The sequence below is a fragment of the Mesorhizobium sp. M0663 genome (assembly GCF_040320585.1).
GTDB lineage: Bacteria > Pseudomonadota > Alphaproteobacteria > Rhizobiales > Rhizobiaceae > Mesorhizobium.
In genome coordinates, this window is record NZ_JAMYPX010000008.1 from 88,053 (window position 1) to 110,564 (window position 22,512).

Below are 22,512 nucleotides of genomic sequence, written 5' to 3' on the forward strand. Positions count from 1 at the left end.
ATCGGCTCGCCTTTCTCTACCAGCCACAAGCCTTCAGAAACCGCCTGACCGTTGCGGCCATGCCATACTCCAACGCATCGGCTGTCAACCCATGTCCGATCGACACTTCGGCCAATGCCGGGATGCGCCTGGCCAGCGCCGGCAAATTGCTCACCACAAGGTCGTGCCCGGCATTGACCTGGAGCCCTGCGGCCAATGCGGCATCCGCCGTCTTTCCCAATTTCTCCAATTCCTTCGCCGCTTTTGCCGAATCGGAATGATAGCTGCCGTATGGACCCGTATAGAGTTCGATCCGATCGGCGCCGGTGTCGCGAGCGGCTTTCATGCCAGCGGGATCCGGATCGGAAAACAGCGATACGCGAAAGCCTCCCTTCTTCAGGCGCTTGACAACCGGTGTCAGGAACGCAGCCTCGGCGGCGAAGTTCCAGCCATGGTCGGAAGTCGCCTGCGCCGGGTCGTCGGGCACCAACGTCACCTGCTCCGGCTGGTGCTTTTCCACAAGCGCCAGGAAATCCTCGGTCGGATAGCCCTCGATGTTGAATTCCGCATTCGGGAACTCGTCGTCGATCAGCGCCCTGATCTGCGGCAGATCGGAATGCCTGGTGTGCCGCTCGTCGGGTCGCGGGTGCACCGTCAGCCCATGCGCGCCGGCGGCAAGCGCAATGCGTCCAAGCCCGGTCACGCTTGGCCACGGAAGGTCGCGTCGGTTGCGCAGCATGGCGATGGCATTGAGGTTGACGGAAAGCTTTGCAGGCATTTGCACGGCTCCAGGCTGATCTTGGCGCGCATCTATACCGCCTTTAACGGGAACAGACAGAGGGTTTCAGGTGTTCCAAGGTGTGCGAAGAAAATCGAGCGCAAGGAGTTCCCTGTTGAATTTTCTCGAGGCCGTGCCGGCGGTTCGCCGCATCGACACCGATCGCGAAGATCTTTTCGCCATCGATGTCGTCGGCCATGTCGCAGCGGCTGACGCCGAAAACCTGTTCGGATTGCTGGAGGCGGCCTATGCGCTGCATCCGAAGATCGACGTGCTGGTGCGCCTGATCGACCATGAGGGTGTCGACTGGGCCGACGTATCGGACGAGACGATCGAACAGGGCATAGCTCATGCCGTGGAGCATATCGGCCGCTGCGCGGCGATCGGTGAGCCGAACTGGATACCGGAGGCAATAGCCTTTTTGCCTGCCTCCTTGCCTATCGAACTCCGGCATTTCGAGGCCGAGGACGAGGCCGCCGCCTGGGAATGGCTTGGCGCCAACCCGATCGCCCAGCGCTGATACGACCGCCCTATCGGACGATCGTCAGCCGTTCGGCCGCGCGCGTGATAGCGGTGTAGAGCCAACGCTGCCGGGTTTCCTTGAACGCCCAGCTTTCGTCGAAAAGCACGATCTCGTTCCACTGCGAGCCCTGCGCCTTGTGCACGGTCAGCGCATAGCCATAGTCGAAATCGTCGAAACGTTTCTTCTGCTGCCAGGGGATGTCGCCGTCCGGATCTTCGAATGCCGCCTTGAGCAGCTTGATCTTGGCGACGCCGCGATCCGGGTCGTCTTCCTCCGGCGAAACCAGCAGATTGATGCCAGGCTTGACGGTCTCGCGCGACGAGGTCATCACCTTCCACAGCGACCCGTTGAGCAGTCCCTTGGCCGGATCGTTGCGCAGGCACACCAGCTTGTCGCCGGCTTGCGGATAATCGGCGTTGAACCCCTTCAGCTCGCGCAGCCGCTGGTTATAACGGCGGCGCGTACGGTTGGTGCCGACCAGCACCTGGTCCGCCTTCAGCACCAGTTCCTGGGTGACGTCTTCCTTGCCGATCACTTGCGCCGCGCCATAGTCGCCGCGCATGAACTCGCGGCCCTCGCGCACGTCAAGCGCAAGCCGGATGATCGGGTTGTCGCGCGCCTGGCGGTGGATTTCGGTGAGCAGAATGTCCGGCTCGTGGTCGGTGAAGAAGCCGCCGCCGGAGATCGGCGGCAACTGGCCGGGATCGCCGAGCACCAGGATTGGCGTGCCGAAGCTCATCAGGTCACGGCCGAGTTGCTCGTCGACCATCGAGCATTCGTCGATGACGACGAGCTTGGCCCGCGAGATCGGGCTCTGCCGATTAAGCGAAAAGGTCGGCGACATCGAGGTCTTGCCGGTCACCTCGTCCGCTACTGATTCCTCGCCTTTCGGCCGGTAGATCAGCGAATGGATGGTGCGGGCATTGACCGCGCCCTTGGAACGCAGCACCTGCGCCGCCTTACCCGTAAACGCGGCGAACTGCACCTGGCCGTCGACATGCTCGGCGAAATAGCGCGCCAGCGTCGTCTTGCCGGTGCCGGCATAGCCGAACAGCCGGAACAGCTGCGGCTTGCCGGCTTTCAGCCAGCCGGCCACCGCCTTCAGCGCTTCGTCCTGTTGAGGAGAGAATTCCATCAGCGCGACAGACCGGATTCGCGAGGGAAAGACAAGGTGACTGCCGTCACCATCAATTTTCATCGCCGGCAATCACGCCGCTGCGACAGGGTCAGGCTATCAGTGACGAACAGGAACGTAAAGAGAACAAGGCCAGGCGACCGCAGCTTACCCGGCCCGCTGTGGATCGTTCTCCAGCTGGATCGGCTTGCCATGCGGCGTTGCGTGCGCGGCGCGTTCCCAGGCAGCGGCGAGCGCATCGACGTCGCGCTTTCCGGCAACGCCCTTGGCCAAAAGCAGCTTTTCCAGCGCTGCCAGCCAGTGCTCGTAGTAATCGTGACCGTCGCGCGCGGCGCCCGGCCGCTTCACCTCTGCCGACAAAGCATCCGCCCATTCGCTCCACGAAAACAGCCCGTTGTCGTGCAGTGCTACCGTCATGGCAAAGGCCTCTGCTTGCCACGGCTCGGCAAACACAGGCGCCTCGACACCGGCGGGCAGCATGGCGGCGACTGAGCCCGTCTCACGCCGGCTCAAGGTAGCTCTCCCAGGCATCGATCGACACGACAAGTGTCGGATCGGCGCCCTCGCCCCAGATTTCGCCGCCGGTGAAGGACACCGTATAGACCCATTGCGGGTTTTCGCCCTGGCCGTGCGCATTGGTGTCGGGAAAGACAAAGCCGTCGCGCACAGCCTCGACGACGCCTCGCTTGCCGCGTGCATAGCGCGGCAGTCTGGTGTGGCCGGTCGGATGAAAGTTCTTGGTTCGCACGGGGTCGCCCGCCTTGAACCGCGCAGGCGCGGCGACAGGCCGGTCGGAGCGCCCGCCCTTGGCCAGCACCGCCGGAACGTCCTTAGCCTTCAGCACCCGTTTGGGTGTCGCTGCCGGGTCGACTGCGTCGCCCGTAGCCAGGTCGCGGTCGCTGACGAAACCATGGCGTTTGAGCAGCACCTCCAGCGCCTTGATCCATATCTGGTAGTAGCTTGAGGCATAATAATCCGCTGGATGCAGCGATTCCCGCGCGTGCCGACTCTCGTCGATGGTCCAGGCGCCTATGGCGCCGGCGCACAACGTCACGCCCAGCGCCCGCCTTTCCCAATCGGCATGGAAATAGGGTTCGTCCGGTTCGGGCGCGACCGGCCCGAAACCCATCTGGCCGCCGAGATCCTGCGGCCCGTTCATGCCGGTTCCCGCACCAACGCCGTGCCGATCATGGCATCGCGCGTCACCAGATCGGCGAGCCGTGCCTCATCCCAGCCCTCCGTACCCCGGGGGCGCATCGGGACCACCAGATAGCGCAGCTCGGCGGTCGAATCCCACACCCGGATTGTCGTCCTCGCCGGCAAGGTCAGGCCGAATTCCTCGAGCACGCCGCGCGGATCGATCACTGCGCGCGAACGGTAGGGCGGCGCCTTGTACCAGACCGGCGGCAGGCCGAGAACCGACCACGGATAGCAGGAGCATAGCGTGCAGACGACGAGGTTGTGCGTTTCGGCCGTGTTGAACACCGCCTGCATGTGCTCACCTTGCCGGCCGGTGTAGCCGAGCGATTCGATGGCCGCCGTCGCATCACGCTTCAGCCATGCGGCAAACCCGGGATCAACCCAGGCCTTCGCCACCACCTTTGCGCCGTTACGCGGCCCGATCTTGGTCTCGTAGGTGTCCACTATGGCATCAATCGCCGCCGGATCGATCAGGCCTTTGCGGGTGAGAATCGTCTCCAGTGCGCGCACGCGCGCCGCAAAAGGATCAAGCTCGTTGTCATGGTGGTGATTATGCGGCATGGCGTCAAATTACGATCGCGGACCCCCGGCCGCAAGCACCACGGCTTGGGCCAGCGCTATTCGGCTGCCGCCTTCTGCGGCACCGGTTCTTCCTCCTCGTCGAACAGTGACGGCTGGTCGACCGCTTCGACCGGGCTCGGCTCGCCCCGGCGCCGTGCCCACAGCCTGACCAGCCAGCCGGAAAAATGCTCCATGTAGACGTAAATGACGGGCGTGACGAACAGCGTCAGTGCCTGCGAGGCGACAAGACCGCCGACCACCGCCACGCCGAGAGGCTGGCGCAATTCCGCGCTGGCGCCGGTGCCGAGCGCGATCGGGATGGTGCCCATCAGCGCGGCAAGCGTGGTCATCATGATCGGCCGGAAGCGCATCAGGCAGGCCTTGTGGATGGATTCGACAGGCGACATCCCCTCGCGCCTGAGTTCCAGCGCCACGTCGATCATCATGATGCCGTTCTTCTTGACGATGCCGATCAGCATCAGGATGCCGATCACCGCGATCACCGAAAGATCCATCCCCGCCAGCCGCAGTGCCACCAGCGCGCCGAGCACCGCCGATGGAAGCCCGGTCAGGATGGTGAGCGGGTGGATGAAGCTCTCATAGAGCATGCCGAGAACGATATAGATGGTCAGAATCGCGCCGCCGATCAGCAGCCCCTGGTTGGAAAGCGAATCCTGGAACGTCTTGGCCGTGCCCGAGAAGGCGGTCGAGATCGTCGGCGGCATGCCGATCTTGTCCTTCAGCGCGTTGATGTGGCTCACGCTGTCGCCGAGGGCCACGCCTTGCGGCAGATTGTAGGAGATGGTCACTGCCGGAAGCTGGCCGAGCTGGTTGACGGTCAAAGCACCGGCGGTCCGATCGACGCGGGCGAACGCACCGAGCGGCACCAGGCTGCCGCTCGCCGTTCTCACCTTGATGGCCAGCATCCGCTCGGGCGACCACTCGATCTTCGGATCGAGCTCCATGATCACGTCGTAGCTGTCGGCCGAACCGAAGATGGTCGACACCTGCTGGGTGCCGAAACCGCCATAGAGGCTGGAGCGCAGCGTGTCGGTATCGACGCCGAGGTTCGCCGCCTTGTCGCGGTCGATCACCAGCGTCGCCTGTAGCGCGTTGTTCTGCAGGTCATTGGTGACGTCGGTGAAGGCGGCATGATCGGCAGCCATCGCGTCCGTCAGCCTCTGCGCCCAGACGTTCGTCAGGCCGGTATCGAGGCCCTGAACGGCAAGCTGGTAGGCACTCGCCGAAGAACGCGCGCCGAGCCGCAGGTTCTGCACCGGCTGCATGTAGGTTTCGATGCCGGGCACATTGGCCAGCTGGCGCCGCAGGTCCGTAAGCACCTTGTCGATGTTCGGTCGGTGGTCCTTGTCTTTCAGCTGCACAAACAGTTGGCCCTGGTTGAGCGCATTGTTTCCACTGCCCGCCGACCAGCCGACATGCGCGACGTAGGGCGAATGGGTGAAGACATCCGCCACTTGCCCCTGCAGCTTCACCATCGCGTCAAACGAAATGTCCTGGCGCGCGATGGTCGTCACCGAGACCTGGCCGATATCCTCCTGCGGGAAGAAGCCCTTCGGCGAAATCTGGATCAGCCACACCGACAGCCCGGCGGTCACGAGGAAGACAAGGAAGACAAGGAAATTGTGGCGCAGACAGAATGTCAGCAGCCTGTCATAGCCCCGCATGAAGACGTTTTGTCTAGGGTCCCCGCCATGCGCTGCTTTCTGCTCGGCTTTCGATAATGACAACAGCCGCGAGCACAGCATCGGCGTCAGCGTCAGCGAGACGAACATCGACGCCAGGATGGCGACCGTCACCACCACTGCGAATTCGTTGAAGATGCGCCCGATCACGCCGCCCATCAAAAGCACCGGAATGAACACGGCGACCAGCGAGATCGAGATCGAGATGATGGTGAAGCCGATTTCGCGGGCGCCCTTGAGCGACGCCTCCATTGCCGAGAGCCCGTCCTCCTCCATATGGCGGAAAATATTTTCCAGCATGACGATGGCATCGTCGACGACAAGGCCGACCGCCAGCGTCAGCCCCATCAATGAGACGTTGTCGATGGAAAAGCCGAACAGGTACATCACGCCCAGCGTGGCGATGAGCGAAATCGGTACCGCCACCGCCGGGATGATCGTCGCCGTCACCCGGCGCAGGAACAGGAAGATCACCATCACCACCAGCGCGATGGTGAGCAGGAGCGTGAACTGCACGTCATCGACCGCCTCGCGGATCGATGTCGAGCGGTCGTTTAGCAACTGGATGCTCGCCGCTGCCGGCATCTGATCGTCGAAGGAAGGTAGCATCGCCTTGACGCGGTCGACGACGTCGACGGTATTGGCATCCGGCTGGCGCTGCACGGCCATGATGATGGCGCGGGTGCCGTCATACCAGCTTGCCGTCGTCGTGGTCTCGACCGAATCGATGACGCGGGTCACCTCGCCGAGCCGCACCGGATGGCCGTTCTTGGTGGCGATGATGATGTTGGAGAATCCCGCCGCATCGGTCAGCTGCGTGTTCGCGGTGATTGTCAGCTGCTGTTTGTTGTTCTTGAGCACGCCGAGCGGCGTGTTGCTGTTGGCCGAGGCGATGGCCGTCTGCAGCTGATCGATCGAGATGCCGCGAGCGGCGAGCGCCGTCGGATCGATCTGGACGCGGACAGCGTATTTTTGCTGGCCGTAAATCGAAACCTGCGCAACGCCGTCGATCGTCGACAGCGACGGCGAAATCACATTCTCGGCAAACGCGTCGAGATCAGTCAGCGGAATTGTGTCGCTGACCAGCGACATCAGCAGGATCGGCGCGTCGGCTGGATTGACCTTGCGGTAGCTCGGCGGGCTGGTCATCTCCGGCGGCAATTGTCGTTGCGTACGTGCGATCGCTGCCTGCACGTCGGCGGCGGCTGCATCGATGTCGCGGTTGAGTACGAACTGAATGGCGATCGAGGTCGAGCCGAGCGAGTTGGTCGTCGAGATCGAATCGATGCCGGCGATGGTGGCAAACTGCTTGATCAGAGGCGTTGCCACCGACGTCGCCATGGTTTCCGGCGAAGCCCCGGGCAGCGAGGCCGAGACGTTGACAACCGGAAATTCGGCGCTTGGCAGCGCCGCGACCGGCAGGAATTTGTAAGCAAATAGTCCGCCCAGAACCAGGGCGAACGACATGAGCAGCGTGGCGACGGGCCTGCGGATGCAGAATTCGGAAATCATGGCTGTGTTCCGCCCGTCCGGTCAGCCTCGGCAACCTTCGGAGCCGCCTGATCGCCGGTGCCGGTCGAAGCCTTGCCTTCGCGCACCGCCGCGCCGTTCTTCAGTTTGGTCTGACCCTCGACGACGACACGCTCGCCGCTTTTCAATCCTTGGCTAATTGCGGTGTTGGTGCCTTCTGTCAGCGCGACCTGCACGGGCCGCATTTCAACGGTGTTGTCCGGCTTGATCACATAGACGAACGGGCCCTTCTGGCTGGGCTGGACGGCGACCGTCGGAACGGACGTCATTTGTGGCATGATGCCGGCATCGAGCACGACGTTGACGTATTGGCCCGGCCATAGCGAAAGATCGGCGTTGGGCACACTGGCCCGCGTTGCGATCGTGCCGGACGCCGTGTCTACGCTGGAATCGACGAAATCCAGCGTTCCCTTGCCGATCGGCTTCGGGTCGCCGTCCTTGGTCAGCGTCACCGCACCTTGCTGCGGCGCTGCCAGCGCCTTGTGCAGCAAGGCAAGATCGCTTTCGGGGAGATTGAAGTTCACCTGCAGCGGGTCGACCTGCGTGATCGTCACCAGTGGAGTCGACGTGCTGCTGCCGTTGCTGGTGGTGACGAGATCGCCGACGGCGACGCTGACTGCGCCAAGCCTGCCGGAGATCGGCGCCCTGATCGTGGCGAAGCCAAGCTGGATTTGGTCCGCATCGATCGTTGCCTTGTCGGCGTCGACGGTGGCCGCGGCGGATTTCTGTGCCGCGACGGCCTGATCGTAGGTCTGCTGTGTTCCGGCCTGCCTGGCGACGAGATTTTTGGCGCGCTGAAGATCGGCCGTGGCGCTGGCAAGCAGCGCCTGGTCTTTTGCGAGCGTCGCCTGATCGCGTGCCAGTTGCGCCTTCAACGAGCGATCGTCCAGCGAGAAAAGAAGGTCGCCGGCCTTCACCATCTGTCCGTCCTTGACCGCGATTGCGACGATCTGGCTCGAGACCCGCGCGTTGATGCTGACCACGGCAGGAGAGGACACAAAGCCGATGGCATAGCGCCGGACCGGGAAATCGGCCGTCGAAGCGGTGGCGGCAACCACCGAAGTCGAACGAGCGGCATTTGCTGCTGCAGCGGGTTTGTCCGCCGCCGCCGTGGTCTGCTTCGCCGACAGCATCTGCTGAAGACCGGTCATTGCGGTGGGCGAAAAATAGAGCCACGCCGCCGCAAGGCAGGCTGCAGCGATCACCGCAAATACGATCTTTCCGCGCATCGACAAAAGGCCTTCTCAACGCGACACGCCGATTTCCGCTGGTCGCACTCTAGCTCAACTCGCAGCCTCTTGCCGCGATTTTGCCAGATAATAGAGGATGCCGAAGGCGAAAAAGGGCCAAAACCCGTCATTACGAAGATTTAATGTGCAGTGCACAATAAAACGGCAGCTAGCGCAGCATCGGCCACAATGTCGCCGCCAGCATCACACCCATGGCGATGTTGAACCATTTGAGCCGCGCCGTATCCGCCAGAAAACCGCGCAGCGCCATGCCGAAACCGGCCCAGGTCGAAATGCTCGGCAGCATGACGACGGCGAAAGCGGCTCCGATCAGCACCACCGACACAAACGGGCGTTCCGGATTGGTATAGACGGCCATGGCTGTAATCGCCATCACCCAGGCCTTGGGATTGACCCACTGGAAAGCCGCAGCCTCGACGAAGCGCATCGGCTGGCCCTTCGCCTCGCCTTCGCCGCCGAGCGAGCGCGACATGGCGATCTTCCAGGCGAGATAAAGCAGGTAAAGGCCGCCGGCGATCTTCAACCCGGTATGCAGCACCGGAAAGGCCGTCAACACGGCGCCAAGCCCGAAGCCTACGGCAAGCAACAGCACGAGGAAGCCGAAGCCGATGCCGAGCATGTGTGGCACGGTCTTGACCAAGCCGAAATTCACGCCCGAGGCCAGAAGCATGAAATTGTTCGGACCCGGCGTGATCGAGGTCACGAAGGCATAGACCAGCAGGGCGAATAATGCGTCGAATGTCATGCCGTTCCCCTAATCAATGCGATCGGTGGCAAAGCGACGAGATAGAGCCAAGCTGGATGACTACATCCCTTGCGGGCCGCGGTTCATCGCCGCCACTCCGGTACGGCAGATTTCAACTAGCCCGAGCGGTTTCATGATGGCGATGAACTGATCGAGCTTGGAGCCCTTGCCGGTGATCTCGAAGATGAAATGCTCGGTGTTGGCATCGATGACGCTGGCGCGGAATGCATCGGCGAGCCGGAGCGCCTCGACGCGGGCTTCGCCGGTGCCGGCGACCTTGACCAGCGCGAGTTCCCGCTCCAATGGCCGCTCCTGTCCGAATTCCTGCGACCGCACGGTGAGATCGACGACGCGGTGCACCGGCACGATGCGCTCGAGCTGGTGCTTGATCTGCTCCAGCACGTGCGGCGTGCCGCGCGTCACGATGGTGATGCGCGACAGGTGCTTTTCGTGCTCGGTTTCCGAGACCGTCAGGCTCTCGATGTTGTAGCCACGTCCGGAAAACAGGCCGATGACCCGCGCAAGCACGCCCGGCTCGTTGTCGACCAGGACCGAAAGCGTGTGGTTCTCTGGTTTTTCCGTCTCCTTGGCGATAAAATAGGCGGAGCCGGTCGGTTGCAACTGTGCGTTCATGACATGGATCTCGATTTCAAACTTTTGCGCTAATCTGCTGTTTCCGCACAGCTTCCTCGAACCAGGCTACACCAGTTCCCTGCCCTTGGCGTCGATCGCGTTGGCTACAGCTTCGTCGGTCGCCTCGTCAGGCAACAGCATCTCGTTATGCGCCTTGCCCGACGGAATCATCGGGAAGCAGTTGGCGAGCGTCGCCACGCGGCAGTCGAACAGGACGGGCTTCTTGACCCCGATCATCTCCTTGATAGCGTCATCGAGCTCGTCCGGCTTGTCGCAGCGAATGCCGTGGCCGCCATAGGCTTCGGCGAGCTTGACGAAATCCGGCATCGCCTCGGTGTAGGAGTGCGACAGCCGGTTGCCGTGCAGCAGCTGCTGCCACTGCCGCACCATGCCCATATATTGGTTGTTGAGGATGAAGATCTTGATCGGCGCCTCGTGCTGCACCGCCGCGCTCATTTCCTGCATCGTCATCTGCACCGAGGCGTCGCCGGCGATATCGATGACCAGCGCATCCGGGTGCGCGATCTGCACGCCGAGCGCGGCCGGCAGGCCGTAGCCCATCGTGCCCAGTCCGCCGGAGGTCATCCAGCGGTTCGGCTTCTCGAAATGATAGTGCTGTGCCGCCCACATCTGATGCTGGCCGACCTCGGTGGTGATGTAGGTGTCGAGGTCCTTGGTCAGCGCATAGAGCCGCTGGACGGCATATTGCGGCATGATCACCTCGTGGTTCATCTTGTAGGCGAGCGAATCGCGCGCGCGCCATTTGGCAATCTGCTCCCACCACGGGTGAAGCGCTTTCTTGTCGGCCTTGGCGGTTGCCCGCCACAGCCGCACCAGATCCTCCAGCACACGCCCGACATCGCCGATGATCGGCACGTCGGTGTGGACGTTCTTGTTGATCGACGACGGGTCGATGTCGATGTGGATCTTCTTCGAATTCGGCGAGAACGCGGTGAGCCGCCCGGTGATGCGGTCGTCGAAGCGCGCGCCGATGCAGAGCATGACGTCGCAATCGTGCATCGCCATGTTCGCTTCATACGTGCCGTGCATACCGAGCATGCCCATCCAGTTCTTGCCCGACGCCGGATAGGCGCCGAGGCCCATCAGCGTCGAGGTGATGGGAAAGCCGGTGAGGTCGACCAGCTCGCGCAGCAGATGGCTCGCCTCCGGGCCGGAATTGATGACGCCGCCGCCCGAATAGATGATCGGCTTCCTGGCGCCGGCCATCAGCTCGACCGCCGCCTTGATCTTTTCCAGATCGCCCTGGACCTTCGGTTGGTAGCTGGTGCGCGGCGCCGTCTGCGGCGGGACATAGATACCCTTGGCGAACTGCACGTCCTTCGGAATGTCGACGACGACCGGACCGGGGCGCCCTGTGGTTGCCACATGGAAGGCCTCGTGGATCGTTGCCGCGAGCTCGTTGACGTCCTTCACCAGCCAGTTGTGCTTGGTGCAGGGCCGCGTGATGCCGACCGTGTCGCACTCCTGGAACGCATCCGAGCCGATCAGCGAAGTCGGCACCTGGCCGGTCAGGCAGACCAGCGGGATCGAATCCATCAGCGCGTCCTGCAATGGCGTCACCGCATTGGTGGCGCCCGGCCCTGAGGTCACCAGCATGACGCCGGCCTTGCCGGTCGAGCGCGCATAGCCTTCCGCCGCATGGCCCGCGCCCTGCTCATGGCGGACGAGGATGTGCTCGACCTCGTCCTGCTGGAAGATTTCATCGTAGATTGGCAGAACCGCGCCGCCCGGATAGCCGAAAACATGCTTGACGCCGTTGTCCTTCAGCGCCTGCACCACCATTTCGGCGCCAGTCATTTCGCCCCTTGGCATTTCAGTTCTTGGCATCTCGCGCCGCTCATTCTGTCCACTGCTCATCGGTCTGGTCCCGTACTGTTCGCCATCTGGCGATTGCTGGTCGTTTAGTCGTATTTCGGGCAATAAAAAAGGCCCCCGAGGGAGCCTGTGTCTTGCGCATGGGAGGTCACCGCCCGGCGGTTACACCGCCTTGCCCACGCGCTTTCCTACGAGAATGAGTGCCTTTTTCATGGTGGCGGACAATAGAATTGGTTTGACGCCGCTGTCAACGGCGAATGTGCACTTGGCCTGACGTCGGCACATCCGCCCATTGTGCACCCGCGCCGCCTTTCCGCCGCGCGGGTCTTCCGTTTCAGGCGCAGAGCACCACACCCCTCGCCTTGGCCCAGCGCTCGATGATCTTGCGCTCCTCGAGCGAGGCGAGACGGTTGCCGAAACCGCGCACCTGCACCGCACGGTTTTGCGGGTCGAGTTCGATCGTCAGCAACCGCTCGATCTTGCCGAGCGCCGAGCGCCGCAGCACCCAGATCGAGGCATTGCCGGTGATGCATTTGGCCGCGTATATCGAGACGCAATGATGCATCGCCCGGCTCTCGGCGACCAGATCCTCGGCTGTCTTCAACTGACGGATGAAGAAACGCTCGCCATGCGCCTTTGCCTCCTTGGTCGACGGCTGCCAGTCCCAATCGTCGAGGCGCGAGCCGTCCCAGGCGCGACCCTGCGACTGCGTCCCGGCAGTATGCGTGGCCCGCCCGGCAGCCCGGCGGCGCATTGCCTCGATGCGTTCGATCGCGGCAATGTCTCGATGCCATTCCAGCATCTGCCGACGCAGCGAGGCGAGCGTGCGACCCTTCAGGCTGTACGCCGCATCGCGCTGGTGCACGGCGCCGATATAGTCGCATAGATCGTCGATCTCCTCCTTCGACGCGGGTTGCCCGCAGAAGAACCGTGTCACCTCGCGCCAGAAGGCCAGATCGTTACGTGGCGTGCGCGCGATTTTCGACTTGGCAAGTCGGGCCGCCAACCCGGAATCATCCGTGTAGGACCGGACGATCGCCACCCAAAAGGCCTCGTCGAACGTGAAATCGCCGGGCAAGTTCAAGAAGCAATGCACCTCCTTGCGAGACAGCCACGCACAGGCGCCCGCCTTGTAAAGCGAGTCACCACGCGCCACTGCGATATACCAAGCCTTGCGAAGCGCGATCTCGCCGGCATTCAACGCCGAGCTGTCCAGCCAGATCCCCTCGAGCGCGGCTGTAACCGGGTAGCGCGCATAGAGATGACGCGCCGCGGCCAGCCGCAGCCGCGCGGGGTCGCGCGTCTTCAGCTTTGGACGCCACAGCGCGCCGTCGCGGATTGCCATGCCGGCAAAGCCCCGACGTGCCTCGTCGAGCGCCCGCTCGAAATCCGGAGCGGGACGCGGGACGGGAAAAACCCGCCGCAGCGTTACGGCATATGCTTCAATGCGTTCGCGCTCGGCATCCTGCCTGCGCTGGATCATGGACTTTGCCATGGCCGTTCTTCCTGATTGGAACCCTGTCGGCCGCACGCAATTCCAGCGTCGGCACGGAATGTGTCGATCTGGATCGCCGGGTCATTGACAGGTCTCCTTTCAGGACGACGGATCAGAATGGGCGGCTTCTCTAAGGTCGCCGCCAATTTGACGCAAGAGCTATTCTTTCCATGCCCGCGATGGTCTGACTGGTGTTGCAAAGGTGCATCGTTGTCGCCATCAGCGTGTCCGGCCGACGCGTTTCCAGTAGATGAGGGTGCCTGTCAGCCCGCCATGCGGCTTCAGCGCATAATCCGGTATTTCGCCGGCCAGCGTGAAGCCGAGCTTTTCATAGAGGCCGGAAGCCCCCTCCTCTTTTGCCGTGTCGAGGACCAACAGCGTGCGGCCTTTCTCCACGGCAACGGCTTCCGCCGCCTCCATCAGGCGGGTTGCGATGCCCTTGCCGCGATAATCGAGGCGGGTCATCAGCTTGGCGATCTCGGCCCGGTGCGGCTGGTTGGGAGGGCAGTCGAGCAGCAAGGTGACGGTGCCGACCAGAGCCTCGCCGTTCCAGGCCCCAAGCACCGCCCTTTCGCCTCTGGCGGCCGCATGAAGCGACCTGTTCCAGAAGGCCGCGGCCATCTCCGGCGCCAGCGGATGCATGAAGCTGACCGAGCCGCCGGCGGCGACTGTCCCGATCAGCAGATCCGCCAGCATTTTTTGCGTTCCGTCAGTCCTGGTGAGTGGCCTGATTTCGATCGAACTCATGTGGTTCCCCTGCGCCGTCCGTCAATCGAAATGACTGATCCGCTTCCGCTTCCTGGCCCGCCGGATTTCCGCGATGCGATCGGCGTCTTCCTCTTGCAGATGTCGCCCGCGTTCCAGCAGTTCGAGCGTGTATTCCTCATAGGTCAGGCCCAGCCGCTCGGCCTTGTCCAGCCGCATCAGCATGATCTCGCGGCTCGGCACTTTCCATGCCTGGGCATGGGCGGTCCGCCAGGCAAGAAACACATAGGGCTCACCCTTGCCCCAGGGCGGACCGTTATAGTCGTCAAGCGGCGGACCGCCATTGTCGGAGCGTTTCGGACGGCGCGCCTTCACCTCAGCTCCTGGCCAACGCAACCAGATAGTCGGCGGCGTCCGGCCCCGGAGCGTGAAAGACGCAATCGGATGGCGCGCCGAGCGCCAGGCAGTCGCCGGGTTCGAGCCGGTGAACGATGTCCCCCTCGGTGAATTCCAGCCGCCCGGAGATCAGCCATATCTGTTGCCTGATGAAGGCATAGGACGCCGCCGGGAAACTTACCTTGGCGCCGGCCGGCAACTGTATCCGGATCAGTTCGAGGGGTATGTCGGAGACCGGCGAAAGATGCCGCCGCACATAACCCGTAGCCGGATCGCGCCAGAGCGGCTGGTCACGTTCGCGAAGCAGGCCACCGCCCTGCAATTCCGCCCTTGCGATCAATGTGGACAGCGTCATGCCGAAGGCGGCCGCAATGCGCACAAGGAGCGCCGCCGTCGGGCTGGTCATACCGCGTTCTACCGTGCTCAGCATGGCTTTCGAAACATCGGACCGCTCCGCCAGCTCTGCCAGGGACCAGCCTCGAGCCACTCTTTCGGCATGTATTCGTCTGCCGATGGTCGAGGAGATGTCGTTCGCTATATCATCCATTAATCCAATATATCGAAATTTTTCTACGGAGCAACGGCCGTTTCATCCATTTTTCGCAAACTCCTTAATGTCCGCTAAACCATCCGGCCTCATCCCACCTTAACCCCGTTCGCCTAGGCTCATCGCTTGGAAAAAGGGATCGGCGTGTCCATGCTCGTTGAACGCGAAGCCTCCATTGGGGAACCAACTTTGCTGGAGCGCCGCAGGGCGGAGCAGAACGACAAGCGCATTCTGGGCAATGTCGTGCAATGCGACGGCGCGCGCGCCACCATCAGCGCCTATGCCGACGATATCGAAGGCACGGTCACCGGCCTGTGGAGCGTCGGCAAGATGATCTCGATCAATCTCGGTACATCACGAACCGTCGGCCTGGTCTATGAAATCGGCAAGTCGGATCGTGCCTGGAGCAGCGAGGGCCAGAATCCGATCGAGGTCAGCATCGAATTGATCGGCGAGGTGCGCGACGGTGCCGAACCCGGCGCGAAGCCGATCTTCGACCGTGGCATCACAACCTACCCGCATATCGGCGCCATTGCCCATCGTATCCGCAGCCGCGACCTGCAGGCCGTCTACGATCTCGCCGGTCGTCATTCGATCACCATCGGCACGCTGTCGCAGGACGAGGCCATCGACGCCAATATCGCCATCGACGATACGCTGGCGCGCCATTTCGCCATTGTCGGCACCACCGGGGTTGGCAAATCGACCGCCGTGTCGCTGCTCTTGCGCAAATCGATCGCCGCCCGGCCCGACCTGCGCGTGCTCATCCTCGATCCACACAACGAGTTCGCCGCGTCGTTGCCCGAATATTGCGTCAGGGTCGATTCGACGACGCTCGACCTGCCCTTCTGGATGTTCAAGCTCGAGGAATTTGCCGAGGTGCTGTTTCGCGGCCGCGAGACGGTTCCGGAAGAGGTCGACGCCTTGCGCGATCTCATTCCCGCGGCCAAGAACCTCTACCGCAATCCGAACTCCGGCAACTATCTACGGCGCAGCACCGATGCGCTGACCGCCGACGCGCCGGTGCCCTATCGCATTGCCGACCTCATCAAGCTGGTCGACGAACGCATGGGATTGCTGGAAAGCAAGAACGATCGCCCGACCCTCAGGTCATTGAAGACACGTATCGAATCGGCGGCATCCGATCCGCGCTACCGTTTCATGTTCAACTCGCGCCTGATCGAGGACACCATCCACGAGACGATCGGCAACATCTTCCGCGTGCCGCATCACGGCCGCCCTGTGACCTGCTTCGAAATGGCCGGCATGCCGTCCGAGGTGGTCAATTCCGTATGCTCGGTGCTGGCGCGGCTGGCCTTCGACCTGGCGTTGTGGAGCGAGGGCCGCCTGCGGCTGCTCTTCCTGTGCGAGGAAGCGCATCGCTATATGCCGGCCGATCCGCGCCTCGGTTTCGCGCCGACGCGGCACGCGCTGTCGCGCATCGCCAAGGAAGGCCGCAAATATGGCTGCTATCTCGGCGTCGTCACCCAGCGCCCGGGCGAGCTCGACCCGACCATCCTGTCGCAGTGCTCGACGTTCTTTGCCATGCGGCTCGCCAACGATCAGGACCAGGCGATCATCCGGTCGGCGATTGCCGATTCCTCGGCTTCGACGCTGGCGTTCCTGTCTTCCATGGGCCAGCGCGAGGCCATCGCCTTCGGGGAAGGCGTGGCGACGACGATGCGGATGAAGTTTGAAAAGCTCTCCGAGGATTTGATCCCAGGCACGGCCAAGCGCGAGGACGCCTTGCCGTCCGAAACCGGCGACCAGGTCGACCTCGTGGCGATCGTCGAACGGCTGCGCAACGTGCCGAAATCACGACAGGCAATGCCTTTCGCGGAAGTCGTCGATTCGGGCCGGCAGGCCGGCGATTCGGACTATCGCAAGCCGTCGGCCGCACGCACCCAGCGAAACGACGATTTCGACTTGCGCTACGGCCTCAAGCCGGCGACCTTCGGCCTGCGTCCCCCAGAATGATTGAGCCGAGCGACTTTTAGGCAGCGCTCGCAGATATCAAAGCTGAGTTTCGATGGCTGTCTTGTCTATAACTGACCACACCTGGCGAATTTTCCCTCTCTGAAACTCATAAAATACGTTCTCGGCAAACGAAATTCTCTTCCCGCTTACATCGAGCCCAAGGAACGTTCCCCTTGGCGCGCAGTCGAAGCTTAGCCGGCTCGCTACATAAGGCGGATCGGCAACCAATAGCTGAATGTCGAAGTAAAGGTCCGGAATTTCGTCGAAGTCTCTCACCAACATTTCGAGATAGCCGGACAATCCGAGCTTGCGACCGTTGTGGGTCACTTCATCATGAACAAACCGCCCCAGATTTGGCCAATCCTGCTTGTTCAGGCATGCAATATAGCCTCGGTAAAGACCGGAGAGATCGGATTTAGTCACGGCAACACCTCTATTTCCGCCAAGCCCCGCAAAGGCAGCATCTCAGCTTGAATGGGTGACGTCGGTCTGCGTGCACCGGAAACACAGAAAACGATACCAGACGGCCGGCATCACGAATTCAATGACGGAATTTCAGGCACAGACGCGGTTGCGCCCTTGCCTCTTCGCCTCATAGAGCTGGCGATCGGCGCGGCGATAGAACTCCTCGGCGGTTTCCTTGCGATCCCAGACGGCAAGCCCGACGCTGGTGGTGATTTTCAGTCGGACATTGCCCGTCAGCACCGACATGTTGGCGATCGCCTTGCGGATGCGCTCCGCGAATTTGGATAGCAGCTCGGCGTCCATATTGGGCGTGACCACCGCGAACTCCTCGCCGCCCAGGCGCGCCACCACGTCGTGATAGCGTGTCATGTCCTTGAGACAGTTGGCGACCGCCCGCAACACCTCGTCGCCGACATCGTGGCCGTGGCTGTCGTTGACCTGCTTGAAATGGTCGAGGTCGAGGATCATCAGCCCTACTGGTTTCTCGATGCGACGGAACTCTTCGAGATATTCCTTCAGCGCATCGTCGAAATAACGCCGGTTCTGCATGCCGGTGAGGCTGTCGGTGAGCGCCGCATGCTCTAGCGTCTCCGAACGCGCGCTGAGCGAAACGGTCATGGCGCGCAGCTTGCCTTCTTCCGTCGCCTGCTTTCGGATCAGCGGGTAGATGAAGAAAATGCCGAAGAACAGCGCAGTCGCCAGCAGCACGCCCGTCGCAAACAGCAGCTTGTTGAGATAGACGATTTCATCGAGTTCCGAAGGCGTATTGCTAATGTCGGCGGCCAGGGTTTGCAGGAGCCCATAGGCGTAAAGCGTCACCAGGCCGGCGGCCAGGATCACAAAAATAAAGACGAAAAAGGCTGATTCCGCCTTGTGGAAACGCATCTGCTCCCCGTTGGAAAGTTCGTAACGATCTTATGGCATGCGGGAACTTACGGACAGTTAACCTGGACAACTTCAACGCGAAATGTCCCCTCGGTGTCGACTTTTCAGGTTGCGCTCGAAGGAGGGAGTGAGAGTATCGAGTCGATCCCCTCACCAGGACGCAATCTCTGCCATTCCGGGCCCAATTGGTGCCTGAACCAGGTCGCCTGCCGTTTGGCATATTGCCGCGTCGCGGTTTTCGCGCGCTCGATGGCCTCGGGAAAACTGAAGGCGCCGGCCAGCGCGGCCTGAAGCTCGCGAACACCGATTGCTTTCATCGCCGGCAGGTCGGGATCGAGGCCGAGCGCTGAAAGCTGTTTCACCTCGTCCAGTGCCCCCTTGTCCAGCATGCGGTCGAAGCGAGCATCGATCCGCTCCACCAGCGCCGCTCGCTCCGGCTCGATGACGAAAAAGCGCGCGCTGCTCCTGTCGATCAACGGCCGGCCACGCGCGGCCTGCCAGTCCAGGATGGAACGCCCCGACGCGTCGAGCACCTCCAGCGCCCGCACGATGCGCTGGCCATCCGTCGGCTTAAGCATCATGCCGGCCGCAGAATCCTCGCGCAACAGGATGCGGTGCAATCTCACTGCGCCCTGTTCCTGGAGCTCGTAGCGCCAGCGATCGCGGATCGACTTCGGAATGTCGGGCATCTCCGAGATACCTTCCGTGAGCGCCCGGAAATAAAGCCCGGTACCGCCGACGAAAATCACTGGCCGCTCCGAGAGCGTGCCGTCGTCGATCAGCTTCGTGACATCACGCAACCAGGCGCCGGTGGAATAGGCGGTGGACGGATCGACGTGTCCATAAAGAAAGTGGGGGACGCGGGCGAGTTCGGCAGGACCAGGCCGCGCCGTCAGCACGTCGAGCACCGAATAGCCTTGCATAGAATCGGTGTTGACGATGACACCGCCATTGCGCTCGGCGAGGTCGAGTGCGAGCGCCGACTTGCCGCTGGCGGTCGGCCCGGCTATCAGGATCGCGTTCTTCACGCGGCCTTCGCCCGCCTGTCCGCTGGAATTTTCGATGCCGCTGATCGCCACGCTTCTATCCCATCCCGCCGGCCGCGCATTGACGCCGACGCTAGCGAATATGGCCTCGCGGTCGGTCGGCGCAAGCGCTGTTCGCTGGCTGGCCGAAGGCATCGCCTGCGAACTCGACTTGCCGGAGACCGCCGACGCTTCCGAAATAACGGCGCGCCTGCAGGCCGCGCTTGCTTCCGAACCGATCGACGTGGCCGTCCAGCCGGCTGAGAACAGGCGCAAGAAGATCCTGATCGCCGACATGGATTCGACAATGATCGACCAGGAATGCATCGACGAGCTTGCCGACGAGATCGGCGTCAAGGATCGCGTCGCCGCCATCACGGCGCGATCGATGAACGGCGAGATCGCATTCGAGCCGGCCTTGCGCGAGCGTGTGGCGCTGCTCAAGGATCTCGATGCCGCAATCATCGACCGCATCATCGACAATCGCCTGACGCTAGCCTCCGGCGGCCGCACGCTCGTCCAGACAATGGCGGCCAATGGCGCCTGGACGGCGCTGATCTCCGGTGGTTTCGACATCTTCACCACCCGCATCGCAGCATTGCTCGGCTTTCACGAAAATCGCGCCAACCGCCTGATCGAGCAGGATCGCCGCTTCACCGGCTTGGTCGCCGAACCGATCCTCGGCCGCGCCGCCAAGGCCGAAGCCCTTATCGAGATTTCCGCCCGCCTCGGCCTGACGCCTGCCGATGCCATTGCCGTCGGCGACGGCGCCAACGATCTCGACATGATCCGTCTTGCCGGCATCGGCGTCGCCTTGCATGCCAAGCCGGCCGTGGCAGCCGAGGCAAAGATCCGCATCGACCACGGCGACCTCACCGCCTTGCTTTATCTGCAGGGTTATCGCCGGGAGGAATTTGTCGAATGACGCCGATCCGCACCGAGCGCCTGATCCTGCGCAACTGGGGAGATCGTGACCGCGAGCTCTTCCATCGCATCAATTCCGACGAGCGCGTCATGGAATTCTTTCCGTTTCGGCGCGACCGTGCCCAGTCGGACGCCAAGATGGAGGAGTTGCGCGCGGCTATCGATCGCGACGGCTTCGGCTTCGCGGCCGCTGAGATCGCAGCCACAGGTGAATGCATCGGCTTCGTCGGCATAACCCGAACCGATCATTTGCCATTCCTGCCGCCCGGCACGATCGAGATCGGCTGGCGGCTGGCACCCGAATTCTGGGGCCGCGGCTATGTCACCGAAGCAGCCGAAGCCTGGCTGACCTATGGCTTTGAAAGACTTGGCCTCGACGAAATCGTGTCCTTCGCAGTCAAGGATAACAGCCGGTCCACTGCCGTCATGGAGCGCCTGGGCATGATCGCCGACCCGGCCTCCGACTTCGACCATCCCGGTGTTCCGGACAGCCACACCGCACTCAGGCGACATGTCTTCTACAGGCTGCCACGCACAGACTGGCAGGCAAGAAAAAGGGCGGCCCGCTAGCCGCCCTTTTTCGTTTCAAGATCAGAGTGTTGCAGGCTCTTCCGGACTCAATCCATCCGGATTGTCACAAACCTCAGCTCGCCGGTCTTCGACGCCAGCATCAAAAGCGCGTTCTTGCGCCCCTGCTCCTTCAGCGCGCCGATCCGGTCCATGACGTCCTTGGGCGTGGCGACCGATTCCTGCGCGATCTCGGTGATCACCTCGCCCGGCTGGATGCCGCGTTCGGCTGCCGCCGAATCCTTGGCGACGTCCGTCACGACGACGCCGGAGACATCGGTGGCGATGCCGAATTTCGTGCGCGTCTCCTCATTGAGCTCGCCGATCGTCATGCCGAGCACGGCAGCCGTCGAAACCGCAGGCGCCTTGTCGGCATCGTCCTGGTCGGTGTTGCCGTTTTCACCGCCGCTGGCAAGCTTTTCGCCGTCCTCGAGCCGGCCGAGCGTCACCTTGACGGTCTGCTCGACCCCTTTGCGCACGATGATCACGTCGACCGCCTTGCCGACCGGGCTCTCCGCCACGACGCGCGGCAGGTCGCGCATTTCATGGATGTCCTTGCCGTCGAATTTGATGATGACGTCGCCGGCCTGGATTGTGCCGTTGTCGACCGGCCCGCCCTTGATGACGCCGGCGACCAGCGCGCCCTTGGCGGTCGCCATGCCCAGGCTTTCGGCAATGTCGTCGGTCACCGGCTGGATGCGCACGCCGAGCCAGCCGCGCCGCGTCTCGCCGAACTGGCGAAGCTGGTCGACGACGCCCGAGGCAAGCTGCGACGGGATCGAGAAGCCGATGCCGATCGAGCCGCCCGATGGCGAGATGATTGCCGTGTTGATGCCGATGACCTCGCCGCTGCTGTTGAACAGCGGTCCGCCGGAATTGCCGCGGTTGATCGCGGCATCGGTCTGGATGAAGTCGTCATACGGGCCGGAATTGATGTCGCGATTGCGTGCCGAGACGATGCCGACCGTCACCGTGCCGCCGAGACCGAACGGATTGCCGATCGCCATCACCCAGTCGCCGACACGCATCATGTTGGAATCGCCGAACTTCACCGCCGTCAGCTTGTGCCCTTTCGGATCGACCTTCAGCACCGCGACATCGGTCTTGGTGTCGGTGCCGACCAGCGTCGCCTTGAGCGTCACCCCATCGGAGAAATTCACCTCGATGTCGTCGGCATCGGCAATGACGTGGTTGTTGGTCACCACGATGCCCTGCTCGGCGTCGACCACGAAGCCGGAGCCCAGCGACTGCACCTTTTGGCCGCCGCCGCCCTTGTCGCCGCCACGGTTCTTGAAGAAATCGTCGAAGAAGTCCTGGAAGGGCGAGCCCTCCGGCAGCTGCGGCATCGGCACTGCGCCCGGCCCCTCAGTGCCTTTAACAGTCTGCGACGTCGAGATGTTGACCACGGCGCCAAGCAGGCCGGCGGCGAGATCGGCAACCGAGGGCGGCCCGTCGGCTGCCATCGTCGGCGCCACGAACGACGGAACGGCAACGGCGCCGACCAGAAGCGCAGCGGCCCCGGCGATGAACGTCCGCCTCGCTGCACGCAGAAGGGTGGTGGATGTCATCGAAAGGCCTCCGGGTGTTCTGAAAAAAACCGCTTCGGCAAAAATGCCGGTCCGCGTCATGTTGGCAAGAAATAAGGCACGTTTG

At 62.7% G+C, this 22,512-nt stretch carries 22 protein-coding genes; 4 read left to right on the forward strand and 18 right to left on the reverse strand.

Features of this window, described 5'->3' with window-relative positions:
- Positions 1-16: 16 nt before the first annotated feature.
- On the reverse strand, positions 17-757 hold the full coding sequence (locus tag NKI54_RS16895; RefSeq protein ID WP_352570420.1) for a pyridoxine 5'-phosphate synthase: 741 nt from the start codon (positions 755-757) through the stop codon (positions 17-19).
- A gap of 115 nt (positions 758-872) precedes the next feature.
- On the opposite strand from NKI54_RS16895, the gene NKI54_RS16900 reads away from it, so the two are divergent.
- Complete coding sequence (locus NKI54_RS16900; RefSeq protein WP_352691990.1) at positions 873-1,277, forward strand: SpoIIAA family protein; 405 nt, start codon at positions 873-875, stop codon at positions 1,275-1,277.
- Between the two features lie 10 nt (positions 1,278-1,287).
- On the opposite strand, the gene NKI54_RS16905 is transcribed toward NKI54_RS16900, so the two are convergent.
- The 13 genes from NKI54_RS16905 to NKI54_RS16965 all read right to left on the reverse strand — a co-directional run bounded on the left by NKI54_RS16905 (position 1,288) and on the right by NKI54_RS16965 (position 15,016).
- Positions 1,288-2,415: an ATP-dependent DNA helicase gene (locus tag NKI54_RS16905; RefSeq protein WP_352636691.1), complete on the reverse strand. Its 1,128-nt coding sequence runs from the start codon at positions 2,413-2,415 to the stop codon at positions 1,288-1,290.
- Positions 2,416-2,562: 147 nt separating this feature from the next.
- Entirely contained in the window at positions 2,563-2,895 is a 333-nt protein-coding gene (locus NKI54_RS16910; protein ID WP_156937343.1) for a nitrile hydratase accessory protein, read from the reverse strand.
- A 19-nt stretch (positions 2,896-2,914) separates the two neighbouring features.
- Positions 2,915-3,574 carry a nitrile hydratase subunit beta gene (gene nthB / locus NKI54_RS16915; RefSeq protein WP_352636664.1) on the reverse strand — a complete coding sequence of 220 codons (660 nt, stop codon included), beginning with the start codon at positions 3,572-3,574 and terminating at the stop codon, positions 2,915-2,917.
- A complete protein-coding gene (gene nthA, locus NKI54_RS16920) occupies positions 3,571-4,176 on the reverse strand; it encodes a nitrile hydratase subunit alpha (protein WP_352636663.1) in 606 nt (201 codons plus the stop codon). The genes nthB and nthA overlap by 4 nt, the downstream gene beginning before the upstream one ends.
- 56 nt (positions 4,177-4,232) lie before the next feature.
- Positions 4,233-7,391, reverse strand: a complete 3,159-nt coding sequence (locus NKI54_RS16925; RefSeq protein WP_352636662.1) for an efflux RND transporter permease subunit — start codon at positions 7,389-7,391, stop codon at positions 4,233-4,235.
- On the reverse strand, positions 7,388-8,638 hold the full coding sequence (locus tag NKI54_RS16930; protein WP_023676678.1) for an efflux RND transporter periplasmic adaptor subunit: 1,251 nt from the start codon (positions 8,636-8,638) through the stop codon (positions 7,388-7,390). The genes NKI54_RS16925 and NKI54_RS16930 overlap by 4 nt, the downstream gene beginning before the upstream one ends.
- A gap of 169 nt (positions 8,639-8,807) precedes the next feature.
- Entirely contained in the window at positions 8,808-9,404 is a 597-nt protein-coding gene (locus tag NKI54_RS16935) for a LysE family translocator (protein ID WP_352691993.1), read from the reverse strand.
- 60 nt (positions 9,405-9,464) lie between these two features.
- Complete coding sequence (ilvN, locus tag NKI54_RS16940; RefSeq protein WP_023676680.1) at positions 9,465-10,037, reverse strand: acetolactate synthase small subunit; 573 nt, start codon at positions 10,035-10,037, stop codon at positions 9,465-9,467.
- A 66-nt stretch (positions 10,038-10,103) separates the two neighbouring features.
- Positions 10,104-11,855, reverse strand: coding sequence for an acetolactate synthase 3 large subunit (locus NKI54_RS16945; RefSeq protein ID WP_352570430.1), 1,752 nt, complete (start codon positions 11,853-11,855; stop codon positions 10,104-10,106).
- Between the two features lie 352 nt (positions 11,856-12,207).
- A complete protein-coding gene (locus tag NKI54_RS16950; RefSeq protein ID WP_352691995.1) occupies positions 12,208-13,368 on the reverse strand; it encodes a PcfJ domain-containing protein in 1,161 nt (386 codons plus the stop codon).
- 219 nt (positions 13,369-13,587) lie between these two features.
- On the reverse strand, positions 13,588-14,115 hold the full coding sequence (locus NKI54_RS16955) for a GNAT family N-acetyltransferase (protein WP_352644864.1): 528 nt from the start codon (positions 14,113-14,115) through the stop codon (positions 13,588-13,590).
- Positions 14,116-14,136: 21 nt separating this feature from the next.
- Positions 14,137-14,448, reverse strand: coding sequence for a hypothetical protein (locus NKI54_RS16960; protein WP_352575156.1), 312 nt, complete (start codon positions 14,446-14,448; stop codon positions 14,137-14,139).
- Position 14,449: 1 nt separating this feature from the next.
- Entirely contained in the window at positions 14,450-15,016 is a 567-nt protein-coding gene (locus tag NKI54_RS16965; protein ID WP_352644866.1) for a helix-turn-helix domain-containing protein, read from the reverse strand.
- 150 nt (positions 15,017-15,166) lie between these two features.
- Between NKI54_RS16965 and NKI54_RS16970 the strand changes: the two genes are divergently transcribed.
- Positions 15,167-16,993, forward strand: coding sequence for an ATP-binding protein (locus tag NKI54_RS16970; protein WP_352644867.1), 1,827 nt, complete (start codon positions 15,167-15,169; stop codon positions 16,991-16,993).
- Between the two features lie 36 nt (positions 16,994-17,029).
- Here NKI54_RS16970 and NKI54_RS16975 read toward each other — a convergent pair whose 3' ends face one another.
- The 3 genes from NKI54_RS16975 to miaA all read right to left on the reverse strand — a co-directional run bounded on the left by NKI54_RS16975 (position 17,030) and on the right by miaA (position 19,416).
- Positions 17,030-17,416 (reverse strand): ester cyclase, encoded by a 387-nt coding sequence (locus NKI54_RS16975; protein ID WP_023676687.1) that lies wholly within the window; start codon positions 17,414-17,416, stop codon positions 17,030-17,032.
- A 132-nt stretch (positions 17,417-17,548) separates the two neighbouring features.
- Entirely contained in the window at positions 17,549-18,343 is a 795-nt protein-coding gene (locus tag NKI54_RS16980; RefSeq protein ID WP_023676688.1) for a GGDEF domain-containing protein, read from the reverse strand.
- A gap of 104 nt (positions 18,344-18,447) precedes the next feature.
- Positions 18,448-19,416, reverse strand: coding sequence for a tRNA (adenosine(37)-N6)-dimethylallyltransferase MiaA (gene miaA, locus NKI54_RS16985; RefSeq protein ID WP_352644893.1), 969 nt, complete (start codon positions 19,414-19,416; stop codon positions 18,448-18,450).
- Here miaA and serB point away from each other — a divergent pair.
- Positions 19,406-20,293, forward strand: coding sequence for a phosphoserine phosphatase SerB (gene serB / locus NKI54_RS16990; RefSeq protein WP_023676799.1), 888 nt, complete (start codon positions 19,406-19,408; stop codon positions 20,291-20,293). The genes miaA and serB overlap by 11 nt on opposite strands.
- Complete coding sequence (locus NKI54_RS16995; protein ID WP_023676690.1) at positions 20,290-20,862, forward strand: GNAT family N-acetyltransferase; 573 nt, start codon at positions 20,290-20,292, stop codon at positions 20,860-20,862. The genes serB and NKI54_RS16995 overlap by 4 nt, the downstream gene beginning before the upstream one ends.
- A gap of 47 nt (positions 20,863-20,909) precedes the next feature.
- Here the strand turns inward: NKI54_RS16995 and NKI54_RS17000 are convergent, their stop codons facing one another.
- Positions 20,910-22,427 carry a DegQ family serine endoprotease gene (locus tag NKI54_RS17000; protein WP_352691997.1) on the reverse strand — a complete coding sequence of 506 codons (1,518 nt, stop codon included), beginning with the start codon at positions 22,425-22,427 and terminating at the stop codon, positions 20,910-20,912.
- Positions 22,428-22,512 lie beyond the last annotated feature (85 nt).